General features: G+C 41.7%; 12 protein-coding genes and 1 tRNA gene. 6 read left to right on the top strand and 7 right to left on the bottom strand.

The window, feature by feature from the left end; translation table 11 throughout:
* Positions 1-16 precede the first annotated feature (16 nt).
* Complete coding sequence (locus MHO82_RS01750) at positions 17-352, bottom strand: PBPRA1643 family SWIM/SEC-C metal-binding motif protein (RefSeq protein WP_239182126.1); 336 nt, start codon at positions 350-352, stop codon at positions 17-19.
* A 123-nt stretch (positions 353-475) separates the two neighbouring features.
* Here MHO82_RS01750 and MHO82_RS01745 point away from each other — a divergent pair, with 123 nt between their 5' ends.
* A complete protein-coding gene (locus MHO82_RS01745) occupies positions 476-1,546 on the top strand; it encodes a hypothetical protein (protein ID WP_239182125.1) in 1,071 nt (356 codons plus the stop codon).
* 84 nt (positions 1,547-1,630) lie between these two features.
* Positions 1,631-1,918, top strand: coding sequence for an Lpp/OprI family alanine-zipper lipoprotein (locus MHO82_RS01740; RefSeq protein ID WP_239182124.1), 288 nt, complete (start codon positions 1,631-1,633; stop codon positions 1,916-1,918).
* A 19-nt stretch (positions 1,919-1,937) separates the two neighbouring features.
* On the opposite strand, the gene MHO82_RS01735 is transcribed toward MHO82_RS01740, so the two are convergent.
* The 3 genes from MHO82_RS01735 to MHO82_RS01725 form a co-directional block, all read right to left on the bottom strand.
* On the bottom strand, positions 1,938-2,972 hold the full coding sequence (locus MHO82_RS01735) for a L,D-transpeptidase family protein (RefSeq protein WP_239182123.1): 1,035 nt from the start codon (positions 2,970-2,972) through the stop codon (positions 1,938-1,940).
* An 8-nt stretch (positions 2,973-2,980) separates the two neighbouring features.
* Positions 2,981-3,406 (bottom strand): DUF3010 family protein, encoded by a 426-nt coding sequence (locus MHO82_RS01730; protein ID WP_239182122.1) that lies wholly within the window; start codon positions 3,404-3,406, stop codon positions 2,981-2,983.
* A gap of 401 nt (positions 3,407-3,807) precedes the next feature.
* Positions 3,808-5,412, bottom strand: coding sequence for a diguanylate cyclase (locus MHO82_RS01725; RefSeq protein WP_239182121.1), 1,605 nt, complete (start codon positions 5,410-5,412; stop codon positions 3,808-3,810).
* A 204-nt stretch (positions 5,413-5,616) separates the two neighbouring features.
* Between MHO82_RS01725 and MHO82_RS01720 the strand changes: the two genes are divergently transcribed.
* Entirely contained in the window at positions 5,617-6,090 is a 474-nt protein-coding gene (locus MHO82_RS01720; RefSeq protein WP_239182120.1) for a CreA family protein, read from the top strand.
* Between the two features lie 93 nt (positions 6,091-6,183).
* Here the strand turns inward: MHO82_RS01720 and gcvT are convergent, their stop codons facing one another.
* Complete coding sequence (gene gcvT, locus MHO82_RS01715; protein ID WP_239182119.1) at positions 6,184-7,302, bottom strand: glycine cleavage system aminomethyltransferase GcvT; 1,119 nt, start codon at positions 7,300-7,302, stop codon at positions 6,184-6,186.
* 401 nt (positions 7,303-7,703) lie between these two features.
* Positions 7,704-8,327, bottom strand: coding sequence for an XRE family transcriptional regulator (locus tag MHO82_RS01710; protein WP_239182118.1), 624 nt, complete (start codon positions 8,325-8,327; stop codon positions 7,704-7,706).
* Between the two features lie 408 nt (positions 8,328-8,735).
* Between MHO82_RS01710 and MHO82_RS01705 the strand changes: the two genes are divergently transcribed.
* Genes MHO82_RS01705 through gcvP form a run of 3 tightly spaced genes read left to right on the top strand, consistent with a single transcriptional unit; the run spans position 8,736 to position 13,351 of the window.
* Positions 8,736-10,031, top strand: a complete 1,296-nt coding sequence (locus MHO82_RS01705; RefSeq protein WP_239182117.1) for a serine hydroxymethyltransferase — start codon at positions 8,736-8,738, stop codon at positions 10,029-10,031.
* A gap of 58 nt (positions 10,032-10,089) precedes the next feature.
* Positions 10,090-10,467 carry a glycine cleavage system protein GcvH gene (gcvH, locus tag MHO82_RS01700; protein ID WP_239182116.1) on the top strand — a complete coding sequence of 126 codons (378 nt, stop codon included), beginning with the start codon at positions 10,090-10,092 and terminating at the stop codon, positions 10,465-10,467.
* A 16-nt stretch (positions 10,468-10,483) separates the two neighbouring features.
* Positions 10,484-13,351 carry an aminomethyl-transferring glycine dehydrogenase gene (gcvP, locus tag MHO82_RS01695; protein ID WP_239182115.1) on the top strand — a complete coding sequence of 956 codons (2,868 nt, stop codon included), beginning with the start codon at positions 10,484-10,486 and terminating at the stop codon, positions 13,349-13,351.
* Positions 13,352-13,889: 538 nt separating this feature from the next.
* Here the strand turns inward: gcvP and MHO82_RS01690 are convergent.
* Positions 13,890-13,964: transfer RNA gene (locus tag MHO82_RS01690), tRNA-Gly, on the bottom strand.
* Between the last annotated feature and the right edge of the window lie 151 nt (positions 13,965-14,115).

The raw sequence follows: 14,115 nt of genomic DNA, 5'->3' as shown, positions 1-14,115 counted from the left end.
ATTTGCGGTTCAAAGATTATTTAGCACAGCACTTTTTATATTTCTTACCACTACCACAAAGGCAAGGATCATTACGGTTTGGTGTTTTTTCAAATGTTGTTGTTTTTGGCTTATTTAGCATTGTTTCCAACGCAACAATGTTCTCTTGGGCTTCAGAATTTAGCTCAATGTCAGCAACCAAAGCGTGCTCTTCTAAAATGGCTTCAATTTCCACTTTTCTTTCTGGTGAGTTCACCACTAAAACTAAAGGAGAATCCACAGTTCCTAACTTCGCTGCACGCTTAGTGTTATAACCGAAACCTTTCGTTTGCTCTCGGGTTTCAATGCGGCCTTTATAGAAGAATTTAGACATTACAGCGGTTTCCTATGTACTTAAATTAGTTTGAGCCGAGCTTATACTATAAAAGGCTGCGTTAATAAATCGATATTCTACTACTCCACCATTGATTAACTTCATTAACCTTATCGAGGCTTCATGAAAAAACGACTGCTTGCTCTCTTCTTCACTTTTATCGCTGCTGTTATCGCCGTTTATTTTCTGTTCTCACCGCCAATAGAAGAACATCAACCAAAAGTGGCAACCCCACAACAGACTCGCTCAGTAAACCCAATAGCAGACACAGATCCAGTGACACCACATAAAAAACCAAAAAGTGAGCCTCACACCACACAAAATCACATTGAATCACTTCAGCTAGGAACACAAAGTAAAGTGATTGCTGATGCCTATGCGAAAGAAATTACTTTCCCTCCCTATTCAAAACCACTGTCTATTCAAGACAAGGGGCTGCTAAAACCTAACCACTTTGTTCCTGTCTCTTTTCCATTAAAGAATGGAGATTCGTTATCTCTAGCTCTGTCTAAGTTTCGATTTATTTTCCCAGAACCAATTCAATTTACTCTACACAGTTCAAATGACGATCATCACTCAGCCACCGTCGAACTAGTAAACTCAATCAAAAACGAAATCTTACTCACTCAACCCCTCTCCCTCACTCAAGGAAGTGGGCAAACGACAATAGCGGGTGATCAAGCATGGCCGACAGAGTTAATCTTAAAAGTCAGTATTAATGAACTAAGCAGTAAACAACCAATTACTGCCCTCTTTCAATATGTCAGCCCCGTAGCGGAAATTGTTTCGGTAGATGAACGATACCCAGATGAAGCAGACATTGTGATACCTGTTAGTCTCGACGTTACTAAAGCTGGTTTATACCGCCTTAGAGCCAATTTATACTCCCAAAAAAATCAGCCTATTGCGATTTTAACAGGGCAAGAAAAACTCGACCAAGGCATACAAACTCTCCCTTTAAAGGTGCATAAAAGTGTTTTAAATAATCATGAAGGCCCTTATGAGCTCACTACCTTTCAACTCGAAAAAAGGTCAGCCAGCCCTGGAGAGTTAACTGAATATGGAACGAGCCAGCAAGACAGCTACGTAATCGAAAGCATTGCTCTCTCTTTATTAAGTGACGAGCCTTATCAACCTTCTGAAAACGAGCTAAAACGACTTCAATTTTTAGAAAAAATGGCAGAAAGTCCATAAAGTGAGAACCAGTGTACGCATTTTTATAATTTTTCAGACTATATTTATGAGGAATAAAACTAATACTCTAGAAAGGAGTGATCTATGAAAAACCAGTGGTTAGTAGTGTTAGGTCTTGGTGCAGGTATCGCTTTATCGGGTTGCTCAAGCCCTGCAAGCACGCAGTCTCAAGATCAACTACTAGTGAATAAAATTGATGAACTGAGCAGCCAAGTTCAGTCGCTTACAAATCAAGTCAATGATATGAAATCTGAGCATAGCCAGATGTCATCCGATGTGAGCAGCACTAAGATGATGGTTAAAGAATCTTACGATGAAGCCACCCGAGCGAATAAACGAATAGATAGAATCGCAACATCGTATACCAAATAATGATTTGCGCACCCTGCGGTTAGTCGTACGCAGGGTGCGCAATTTCAATGGGAACCCCAGCTTGAACACGAATGGCCGCCTGGGCTCTTGCATCTGGTAATTCATATTCACTTAACCACCAACTCAATTCTATTGGCATCTCTAATTCGGTTTTCACACCTTTATGTCTTGTTAGCGGTTCATGAGCTTCAATATAAACACTTCTGTCTGGCTCTAAGGTTAATTTCAGTGGCGTATTAATAATCCTGACAGATTCGCCTTTTCGTACTTCATTAAACAACCACTTAATGTCTTTAGGCTCCATACGAATGCAGCCCGAGCTTACTCGTAGACCAATCCCAAAGTCTTTATTAGTTCCGTGGATTAAATACTGCCCTTGCCCATAAGACAACCGCAAAGCAAAATCTCCTAGCGGGTTATCAGGGCCCGCAGGTACAATCGCAGGAAGCTCAACACCTTTATCATTCAAATATTCTTCACGAATGGATTTAGGTGGCGTCCACGTTGGATTCGGAATTTTTTGGCTGATTCGAGAGTGCATTTCTGGTGTATCACGACCAACTCTGCCGATGCCAACAGGAAAAACATGAACGGTTTGAGTGTTCGGAGGAAAATAATACAAACGTAACTCAGAAAGATTAATCACGATACCTGTTCGAGGCACATCTGGCAGAATAAATTGAGTAGGGATGGTTAAAAAGGCTCCTTCTTCAGGCAAGAAAGGATCCACACCTTTATTTGCCGCCATCAATGCGAGAAAGCCAATATCGTACTCTTTAGCAATCAGAGCAAAAGTTTCGCCCTGTTTTACTTGGTGGGTTTGTAGTTTTCCCACTAACAAGCTGCCATCGACTGGTAGTGAAAACTCGGCACTCACAGTAAATTGGCTTACGCATAATGCTCCTAATCCAAAAATAAACTGCTTAAATTGCACGTCACTACCCTCCTTACTCATTCGTCTAACGAGTATGGCAAACTCAGATAAGAAGTTCACAATCCGGATCACAACTGCTACAAAAAAGGGACGACCAAAGTCATCCCTTTCCTTAAGCATTCACACACTTATCGCATGTTTAAGAATGCAAAACCCGTTTCAAATGCATCTTGTTGGTAGTGCTTTAAACCTACATCTTTCACACGAACTTGAGGCGGTGTACGCTTCAAACTTTCTTTTAAGTCTGCTGCGTTCATTGTGTGCACTTCCACACGATCAATTAATTGAATCGCACTTTCTAATTTAAAGCCAACTGCACCACCTGCAAACTTGCCTTTCATCAGACGCTCTTTGATCACGACTTTTTCGACACCGTAATCTTCCATTAATTTCGCAAATGAGAACTGGAAATCACGAATAGACTGAGTTTCTAACGGATTCTCAATTGATAGCTTAGCAACACGACAATCAGGTAGATCCATCATGCCATCAGATTGAGACAATAGACAGATAATCGCATCGTTGCCTTTCAGTTCTACACCACAAATTTTCATTAAATAATACCCATTTTTTTGTTAGCGCAGGATTATAAGATAGTTTTAAACATAAAACCGCTTATTTAGCCCAAATATCACAAAAATCCGGAACACAGATGGTCGGTGTCGGTGTTGAAGAACAACCACCCAATACCATAACAAGAGCACCAATTATCATTAAGTTACGGATCATATACCCTCTCAAAATGCTCACATACATTCAGTTATGTTCACTGATTAAGCATTGTTACCTTCAGATAATATTATTCTACACCAGATACATACAATTGTACGGTCATTCCTTTGTTTCTCGCCCATAGAAACAAAAGCGGAATAAGTATCACATTAGCCGGGTAACTTACTAACATTATTACGGTTATTTCAATTTCCTTTATTATGCAACATAACCTTAAAACCCTTTAGCCCGCAGAAGACTTTAATACCAAATGCTGCTGACCTTTCACATCACTCGGGAAATACCCCCGCCACTGATTGCGACCTGCTTCTTTCGCCTCATACAACGCTTTATCTGCTTGAGTTAAACTGTCACTCCAAGGGTGACAAGAATCATTATACGGATACCAACATAAACCGATGGAAGCAGTAACTTTCAACCTCTGGCCTGATGAAAGGCAAAAGCAGTGATTCTCGATCCGAGCAAGTAACCTTGATACCATGGATTTTGCCTCTTCGGCATTAATGTTTGATGCCACAATCAAAAACTCTTCACCACCTAGCCTGAAAACCATGTCTTTTTCACGACAATCAAGAGCAAGTAATTGAGCAAAGCTTTTTAAAATCTCATCCCCGGCATCATGACCATGCTTATCATTCACCGTTTTAAAATAGTCTAAATCCAGCATGATCATTAATACCTTATCAAGGTCTTTATGCAAAATTTTCTCAGATACTCGGCTCATGTAAACATCAAGGTAGCGTCGGTTATTCACTTGAGTTAATGGGTCTGTATAACTTGCAAGCTCATGATATTCTGAGACTTCCTCTAGATTTTTTTGATAAATGTTTACAGACTCAATCATGTTATTAAACTTACAATAAAGCTGACCAATCTCATCTTCACGCTCAGGAAACTCTATAATATTAAGTTCATTACTCTGACTCATTTGCTCCATTTTTCGTGTTAAAAGCACAATAGGCGAAACCACTTGCCGAGATAAAATCAGATAAGAAACCCCAATAGAAAGCACCCCACAAATAAACAATGCAAAATAAACCATCGCTAAACCACTTTGAAAAACTTCAAGAACAAGGTATTTGTCCCTAAGAGCGAGTACCGATACTGGCTCCTTTGCTTCATTTGTGATCACAAGCTCTAATAAGACATTTTTCTTCTCATCACTCGTCAGCCGATATTGATAGCCATTTATTCTGCCGTCACTGTTTAATGCTGGGTTATCTTTAGTTACAGGGTAAAATTCAAAGTTAGACTGGCTAACATCATTAATTCTATCTTGAAAATCCTGATCAATTTCCACCCCAAATAACAAGGTTCCATTGCTCACCTTCAAACCGGAGCTGTCACTAATCGGATGAAACCCATACATAAAAGGCAAAGACATCATATTCTGAAAACCCATTCTTTTATGGTTATCCTGTAAGAAGGTTTCTATTCCTTCAATGTCTTCAATAACATCTCCACGGCTATCCTGCGCAAGCTGCCACAATACATTCCCCTCATCATCAAAAATCACCATTAGATCAATTTCTAATACATTCAAAGTGGAAAGTGACAGCTCCTTAATAACGAAAGCATCGTTATTTCCTTCTGCGAATTCGTACATCGCAGTCCACGTTGCCCAATCTTTTACATTGGCATACAGATCGGAACTCTTATGCTGAATAAAATGCAAGATACTCTGTGTATTTTGCTTAAAGCGGTGTGACTCCAGCCTCTCAAGCTCTGGCATTAATAACTGACGTAAAACCACAAAAAGGCCGATGGCTAAAAAGACAATAGACACAGCTAATGCCCCAACTACCCTTCTTTTTACGCTGGATTTCATAATTTTCCTCAAATATACATACAATCTTATTGTTGCCATATCACCTAAACACTATATAAGTGTATGCAAACATAGAATTAGTGCGAGTTTATCCTTTTGTCTTTTTAGCGCTGAAACAATAAGATATGAACATGAACTAACTACCACTTATGGTAAACTCTCGCTAAATCTTCCTACTGCGCTTTTATTTATAAGGATCATGTCATGTTAAAAAAATTAGCCATAACAGGCTTACTGACACTGGCTATCAGTGGTTGTGATCGAAATGAGGTGGGGAATGTCTCCTTAGGCATGTTCACCACGAAAGACATCAAAATTGAAGTATTAAATGATCCGGTAGTCACCGGTGTTACCTGCCATATTTCTAATGTAGAAGCCGACTTAGATTTTGCTGATCCATCAGACATGGGGATTTCATGCCGACAAACAGGCGAAATTACTCCGGCCATGATAGAGCAAATCGATACCTCTAAATCTGGCGAAGTTGTCTTTAAAAAATCAAAAAGTATTCTCTTTAAATCACTAAAAATTCGTCGTATTTACGATGCTAAATCGCAATCGTTATTGTACTTATCGTACAGCACCAAAGAGACAGAAGGCAGCTACAAGCACAGCTTATCTACCGTCCCACTTTGGGATACAAAAGCTTGGAAAACACCGGAAGAAACCGAGCAATAATACAAGAACACCTGAATTTCAATTAATTGGAACTAAACAAAAGCCCACTGAGCATAAACTCAATGGGCTTTTTAACAAACTTATCGATTCACATCAACCACGGTAGTAACGCTGTGGAACGAATGGCATTTTTTCAACTGTCATTGGCAGTTTTTTACCACGCACTTCTGCAAATAACTCAGTGCCCGCCGCCACTAAATCTGCACGTACATACGCCATGGAAACAGGCTTACCTGCTGTCGGACCTGCGGTACCACTCGTTACGATACCAACTTCGTTATCATCGGCATCAAACAACTTCGCACCTTCACGTACTGGTGCTTTTGTTTGACCCACTAAACCCACACGCTTACGAGTAACATCTTTAGTAATGATTTGCTCAAGAATAATATCAGCACCTGGGAAGCCACCTGCACGTTCACCATCAGTACGACGGTTTTTGCTAATCCCCCACAGAAGACTCGCTTCCACTGGTGTTGTGGTTGTATCTAAGTCGTGACCATACAAACATAGACCACACTCAAGACGTAATGAATCACGAGCACCTAGACCAATCCACTCAACTTCTTCAAAGTCCGTTAGTTTCGTGGCTAGCTCTTCTGCTTTATCAGCAGGAACTGAGATCTCATAACCATCTTCACCTGTATAACCAGAACGGCTTACAATGCACTCAACACCTAAAATCTCATGTACTTGAGCGTCCATGAACACCATATCTGCAGCTGCAGGGTTAATACGAGCTAACACCTCAGCAGCTTTAGGTCCTTGAAGTGCAAGTAAAGCACGATCGTCAATAATCTCCATTTCTACTGACTCAGGAAGGTGCGCTTTAAGGTGTGCAATGTCTTGCTCTTTACATGCCGCATTCACAACAACAAATAGATGATCGCCTAGGTTAGAGACCATCAGATCGTCCATAATACCGCCTTGCTCATTAGTAAAAAACGCATAACGCTGTTTACCTGCTGGCAGATCAATAATGTCTACTGGTACTAGAGATTCCAACATTTTCGCCGCATCCGCACCACGTAAACGAAGCTGACCCATGTGAGAAACGTCGAATAGCCCCGCAGCATCACGAGTATGCAAGTGTTCTTTCTTCACCCCTAGTGCATATTGAACAGGCATATCGTAACCAGCAAAAGGAACCATTTTTGCGCCAGCAGCAACATGTAACGCATGAAGTGGGGTTTTCAACAATTCTTGTGTCATTTTAATTCTCCAATGGGCCTAATAACGCCTGTACAGGCTAGGCGACAAGTCACCAACCTCAGGGAAATACCTAATCGGTTGGCACATAATTCAATACTATTCCGTGATTACATCAGCTGATAATCGCGCTTTCATTCTGCTTGTATTATCGACTGTAAAAATGATGCGTAATTGTTAACGCGTGTTTCCTATAGTAGATAAAGTTGACTAACTTTTAAACCCAGGAAAACTTTAAAGCTACTCATTTTGTGATATTTAACAATTTAAAAACAAATAAATTTAAGTGAATGAAGAGAAAAATGAAATCACTTACAAAAATAAAAACAATATAATTCAATTAATTACAAAACCAGACGCAAACGTTTGCTATTTGTTATCACGCTCTGTAACACCCAAAAAATTTACTTTGCTGTAACCCAAAGTATTAAAGCGTCCTCTTCGCTGGTGGATGTCAGCATGTGGCCCATATTGGCATCATAATAAACACTGTCGCCTTCATTCATGAGCATAGGTTCATAAAACTCAGAGTGAAAAGTAACCTGTCCTTCTAGTATAAGAAGGAACTCTTCACCATCGTGGCGAATCCAATCACTGTAGTCTTCAAAACTTCTTGCACGAATACGGCTTTTAAATGGCATCATCTTTTTGTTTGATAATTGAACAGCCAGTAGTTCATGCTCATAAGTTGAGGTTGGGTGTGGTTTTCCTTGTCCCTTTAAGGTGAAATCTCTTCGGCCAGCAGCCACTTTTTTCTTTGGTGGCTCAAAGAGTTGAGGCATATCAATTTGCAAGCCATTGGCCAGTTTCTGCATCGCTTGAAACGTCGGAGAAATTTGCTCATTTTCAATTTTTGATAAGGTAGAGCGAGCCAACCCCGTTCGCTTACTGGCATCTTCAAGAGTTAAACCAAGATTTGTTCTCACCTCTTTTAAACGCTGCCCAAGCTTCAAAGGTTCAATTGTTTGCTCTTGCGCTTCTTTGGCAACCGTCATTGATGGGTACTCATCCTGAATATCATCATTCATTTCATTTCTCTCTATTTATTCTTCTCTCCATGTAGGGTTATTGTTACACAGAGATTACTGAACATTAAAGAGAACACAGGTATTTAAAAGGTGCGCTATGTGGCAAATATGGAAATAAAGTTTCCAATAGGAAATATGTGATTGAATAATGTTTTCAAGCGCGCTATGTTACGTACTTGTTAGATGGACAACAAAATTGAATTAAAACCTTAGCAGTAAACTCAAAACAACGACGGAATGCCTCTTTTTCTTTTGAACTTTTTGCATTCATTACCACAAAGTTTGCTGCCAAAACCTTCGTCGTCAGTCGTGCCTAACCCCTACAGTAAAGCACAAGGAACTGACTATTTAAGGATAGCCCTCAAAACTCCATCAAAAGGAGTAGAGGAAAACATAGGTCATATAAACATGAAAACATCTTACCAGAACCACGAATTAGAGAGCTTTTTCTCAACTAACCTTGCTGAAATGGACGGCGCTGTTTTTGCCGGCATTCAATCTGAAGCGACTCGCCAAAATCAACAAATCGAATTGATCGCATCAGAAAATATTGTTTCTAAAGCTGTTATGCAGGCACAAGGCACGTGCCTAACCAATAAATACGCTGAAGGTTACCCAGGCCGTCGTTACTACGGTGGCTGTGAGTACGTTGATACCGTTGAGCAAATTGCTATTGAGCGTGCAAAACAACTTTTCCAATGTGGTTACGCAAACGTTCAGCCCCATTCTGGTGCTCAAGCCAATGGCGCGGTGAAGCTAGCCCTTCTTCAGCCTGGTGACACCATTCTTGGTATGTCTTTAGACGCTGGTGGCCACCTTACTCATGGTGCTCGCCCTGCTCTTTCTGGTAAGTGGTTCAACGCAGTTCAATACGGCGTAGACAAAGAAACACTAGAAATTAACTACGATGATGTGTTGGCGCTAGCAAAAGAGCACCAACCTAAAATGATCATCGCTGGCGGCTCTGCCATTCCTCGTACTATTGATTTTGCTCGCTTCCGTGCTATTGCTGACGAAGTTGGCGCAATCTTAATGGTAGACATGGCTCACATTGCTGGCCTAATCGCAACAGGTGCTCACCCTAGCCCACTGCCACACGCACACGTTGTTACCACAACAACACACAAAACACTGCGTGGCCCTCGCGGCGGTATGATTTTAACCAACCACGAAGACATCAATAAAAAAATCAATTCTGCAGTATTCCCTGGTCTTCAAGGTGGCCCACTAATGCACGTTATCGCCGGTAAAGCGGTGGCATTTGGTGAAGCGTTAGAGCCAGAATTTAAACTTTATATCGATCAAGTGATCAGTAACGCAAAAGTTCTTGCTGAAGTATTGCAAACTCGTGGCTGCGATATTGTGACTGGCGGAACCGACACACACTTGATGCTTGTTGATCTACGTCCCAAAGGTTTGAAAGGCAACCAAACGGAAGAAGCACTAGAACGTGCCGGGATCACATGTAACAAAAACGGAATTCCTTTCGATTCAGAAAAACCTATGATCACCTCCGGTATTCGCTTAGGGACTCCAGCAGGCACAAGCCGTGGGTTTGGCAACGAAGAATTTAAACAAATCGGTGAATGGATTGGTGACGTGCTAGATGGCTTAGTCGCAAACCCAGAAGGTAACGCAGAAGTTGAACAACGCGTTAAGCAACAAGTTCAAAAGCTGTGCGGCCGTTTCCCGCTTTACCAATAATTTTAACACTATAAATTTTGATGCATTCCTTTCTAGGATCAATTTTGGAGAAAGACACATGGAAAACACACTAAAGTTTGCGAAAAGTCACGAGTGGGTAAAAGAGAATGGCGACGGTACAGTAACTGTTGGTATTTCTGAGCATGCTCAGGGTCTACTTGGCGACGTGGTATTCGTAGATTTACCAGATGTGGGTGATGAAGTAACTATCGAAGAAAGCTTCTCACTAGTTGAATCTGTAAAAGCAGCATCAGACATCTATGCACCTCTTTCTGGTGAAGTGGTTGAAATCAATGAAGAGCTAGAAGACAGCCCAGAGCTTGTGAACGAAGAACCTTATGAAGGTGGCTGGATTGCTAAAATCAAACTAAGCGATGAAGCACAACTTGCTGAGCTATTAAACGCAGAAGCTTACCTAGAAAGCATCGAAGACTAATTTATTGGGTTTTGTCATGACAGATTTACTCAACAGCCTGAGCACGGATAAGGAATTTATCCGTCGCCACAATGGCCCAGACTCAGCGCAACAGCAAAAAATGCTGGACACCATTGGTGTAACAAGCATTGGTCACCTGATTGAAGAAACAGTTCCAGCTCATATTAAATTGCCAGAAGCGATGAAGCTTGACGGCGCAATGAGCGAAAAAGACATGCTTGCAAAACTTAAAGAAATTGCAGGTAAAAACCAGATCAAACGTAGCTTCATTGGTCAAGGTTACTACGACACGGTAACTCCAAACGTTATTCTACGTAACGTACTTGAGAACCCAGGTTGGTACACAGCGTACACGCCTTACCAACCTGAAATCTCTCAAGGTCGCTTAGAGTCGCTGCTAAACTACCAGCAAATGGTAATGGACTTAACAGGTATGGAGCTGGCTAACGCATCCCTACTTGATGAAGCCACAGCGGCTGCTGAAGCAATGACTTTCTGTAAGCGCGCAGGTAAAAACAAAAGCTCTAGCTTCTTTGTTGCCGACGATATTCACCCACAAACTCTCGCTGTTGTAAAAACACGTGCAGAGTACATTGGCTACAGTGTTATCGTTGATGCGGCTGAGAACCTAGACGAGCATGATGTGTTTGGCGCCCTACTTCAGTACCCAGGTACAACAGGCCAAGTTCGTGACCTAACGGGTCTTATCGAGCAAGCTCACGCTAAGAAAACTTTAGTTGCTGTCGCGTCTGATCTTCTTGCCCTAACAGTACTGAAAGCACCAGGCGAAATGGGTGCCGACATCGTGATCGGTAGCGCACAACGCTTTGGTGTTCCTATGGGCTTCGGTGGTCCTCACGCTGCTTTCATGGCAACAAAAGACAAGCATAAGCGTACGATTCCAGGCCGTGTGATCGGTGTTTCCATTGACTCGAAAGGCAACAAAGCTCTTCGTATGGCAATGCAAACTCGTGAACAGCACATTCGCCGCGAAAAAGCGACTTCAAACATTTGTACGGCTCAGGCTCTACTGGCTAACATGGCAGCGTTCTACGCGGTTTACCATGGTCCAGAAGGTCTACGTAAGATCGGCCGCCGCGTTCACCACCTAACCGCAATTTTAGCGGCTGGTTTACGCCATGCAGGTTATGAACTGGAGCACGGTGCGTTCTTTGATACGGTAACTGTTCAAACTGGCGATCAAACCAAAGCACTTTTCGACACAGCACAACAAGCAGACATGAACCTACGTCTTCTTGAAGGTAAGTTAGGCATCAGCCTAGACGAAACCACGACAATTGCTGATGTTGAAGCGCTATTCAACGTATTTAGTGCAGACAAATTAGAAGCAAACATGTTCACTGCCGACATCGCTTCTGACGAGTTTGCCGCTATTCCAGAGGCGTGTCGCCGTACTTCTGAGTACCTGACTCACTCTGTTTTCAATACGCATCACAGTGAAACACAAATGATGCGTTACCTGAAAAAGCTAGAAAACAAAGACTTCTCACTAACGCACGGCATGATCCCATTGGGCAGTTGTACCATGAAACTGAATGCTGCTGCTGAGATGATCCCAGTAACTTGGCCTGAATTTGGAGCGCTGCACCCATTCGCACCAGCTTCACAAACACAAGGTTACCAAGAGCTAGCTGATTCACTAAGTGAAATGCTGTGTGAAATCACAGGTTACGATGCATTCTCTCTACAGCCTAACTCAGGCGCTCAGGGCGAATATGCTGGTCTAATCGCGATTCAACGCTACCATGCTAATCGTGGTGAAGGTCACCGTAACGTATGTTTGATCCCAAGCTCTGCACACGGTACTAACCCAGCTTCTGCGGCTATGCTGTCGATGAAAGTTGTTGTGGTTAAGTGTGACGAGTTAGGTAACATCGACCTTGCTGATTTAGACGCGAAAATCGAGAAACACCAAAACGATCTTTCTTGCATCATGATCACTTACCCTTCTACACACGGTGTGTACGAAGAAGGTGTTCAAGAAGTCTGTGAAAAAGTACATGCCGCTGGCGGTCAAGTATACCTTGATGGCGCAAACATGAATGCGCAAGTTGGTTTAACCAGCCCTGGCTTCATCGGCTCTGACGTTTCTCACTTGAACCTTCACAAAACCTTCTGTATTCCACACGGTGGTGGTGGTCCGGGCATGGGTCCTATTGGTGTTAAATCTCACCTAGCACCTTTCCTACCGGGTCACGTTGAGAATGGCGATAAAGGCACTGATTACGCGGTTTCTGCTGCTAACATCGGTAGTGCATCTATCCTTCCAATTTCATGGGCATACATTGCTATGATGGGTGGTGAAGGCCTAACAGATGCAACTGGTCTTGCTATTTTAAACGCAAACTACGTGATGGAACGCTTGCGTCCTCACTACCCTGTTCTTTACCGTGGCACACAAGGCCGCATTGCTCATGAATGTATTATTGATATTCGTCCGCTGAAAGAATCAACAGGGATCAGTGAAGAAGACATTGCTAAGCGTCTGATGGACTACGGCTTCCATGCTCCAACCATGTCTTTCCCTGTTGCTGGTACATTAATGATTGAGCCAACTGAATCGGAAGATTTAGCTGAGCTGGATCGCTTCTGTGATGCAATGATCGCAATCCGTGAAGAGATGGCGAAAGTACAACTTGGTGAATGGCCACTGGAAAACAACCCACTGGTAAATGCACCTCACACTCAAGTAGATCTGATGTCTGATGAGTGGGATCGTCCATATACTCGTGAAATTGCGTGTTTCCCATCAGTTCAAGCGAAAGACGCGAAATACTGGCCAACAGTAAACCGTGTTGATAACGTATTTGGTGACCGTAACTTAATTTGTTCTTGCCCTAGCATCGAAAGCTACGAAGAATAATATTTTATGCCTCATAGTGTTTAAAACTTAGACAAAGTAATAAAAATAGACAAACTTAGGTTTGTCTATTTTTGCTTGTGAATAACCTTCAGTAAAAAGCACTGAAATTTGATATCTTTAACCTTCGGTCAGTTGCTGATCATTTATAGTAATTCTGCTTTGATTTTGGCGATGAAAATAATACCACTGTTAGCGCGGCTAGCCTCCCTTTACAATTTTCCCATAAGTGTTGCACTTATTATCTGAATTCAGGAGAATGCAGGCTTATGAATAATTTTATCATAACTTTTATTGTGACTAAAATAGGAAGGCTTTAGTGAACACCCGAAAAATATTCTCTAAACAGAGTTAATCATCTCGTAGCAAGTAGAAAATTTTTAGTATAAGAGTAAGTTATACAGTATAGGCAACACTGCCAGCTATTATAATACTGATGAAAAACTTAACACAATCTCTTTATTTGAGTTAGACAACTCCAAGACTGTTTACTTTGATATATATTTTTACGAGATTGTTGTTAATCTAGCATAAGATAATATGGAGCGTGCAGCGGGAATCGAACCCGCATCATCAGCTTGGAAGGCTGAGGTAATAGCCATTATACGATGCACGCTGAGATGGTTATTATAATGCCATAGAAAAATGAAAAAGAAAGGGTTAATTTTGCTATAACTGATTGTTCGAACAATTTTAAATCAATTTCTTAAACACTACCTTACCAATGGATAGACAAAGTAGTGTTTTGGTAATTTTTGATCCAACGG

The sequence above is a fragment of the Vibrio sp. Of7-15 genome (genome assembly GCF_022347565.1).
In the GTDB taxonomy this organism is placed as follows: domain Bacteria; phylum Pseudomonadota; class Gammaproteobacteria; order Enterobacterales; family Vibrionaceae; genus NORP241.
The sequence above is the reverse complement of the archived record's forward strand: the minus strand, read 5'-3'. Positions and strand labels throughout refer to the sequence as shown.

Excerpts from the sequence above, each read along its gene's own strand:
- MHO82_RS01735 (WP_239182123.1), bottom strand. The coding sequence starts at position 2,972 with ATGCTTAAGGAAAGGGATGACTTTGGTCGTCCCTTTTTTGTAGCAGTT.
- MHO82_RS01750 (WP_239182126.1), bottom strand. The coding sequence starts at position 352 with ATGTCTAAATTCTTCTATAAAGGCCGCATTGAAACCCGAGAGCAAACG.
- MHO82_RS01730 (WP_239182122.1), bottom strand. The coding sequence starts at position 3,406 with ATGAAAATTTGTGGTGTAGAACTGAAAGGCAACGATGCGATTATCTGT.
- MHO82_RS01720 (WP_239182120.1), top strand. The coding sequence starts at position 5,617 with ATGTTAAAAAAATTAGCCATAACAGGCTTACTGACACTGGCTATCAGT.
- MHO82_RS01705 (WP_239182117.1), top strand. The coding sequence starts at position 8,736 with ATGAAAACATCTTACCAGAACCACGAATTAGAGAGCTTTTTCTCAACT.
- MHO82_RS01725 (WP_239182121.1), bottom strand. The coding sequence starts at position 5,412 with ATGAAATCCAGCGTAAAAAGAAGGGTAGTTGGGGCATTAGCTGTGTCT.
- gcvT (WP_239182119.1), bottom strand. The coding sequence starts at position 7,302 with ATGACACAAGAATTGTTGAAAACCCCACTTCATGCGTTACATGTTGCT.
- gcvH (WP_239182116.1), top strand. The coding sequence starts at position 10,090 with ATGGAAAACACACTAAAGTTTGCGAAAAGTCACGAGTGGGTAAAAGAG.
- MHO82_RS01740 (WP_239182124.1), top strand. The coding sequence starts at position 1,631 with ATGAAAAACCAGTGGTTAGTAGTGTTAGGTCTTGGTGCAGGTATCGCT.
- MHO82_RS01745 (WP_239182125.1), top strand. The coding sequence starts at position 476 with ATGAAAAAACGACTGCTTGCTCTCTTCTTCACTTTTATCGCTGCTGTT.
- MHO82_RS01710 (WP_239182118.1), bottom strand. The coding sequence starts at position 8,327 with ATGAATGATGATATTCAGGATGAGTACCCATCAATGACGGTTGCCAAA.
- gcvP (WP_239182115.1), top strand. The coding sequence starts at position 10,484 with ATGACAGATTTACTCAACAGCCTGAGCACGGATAAGGAATTTATCCGT.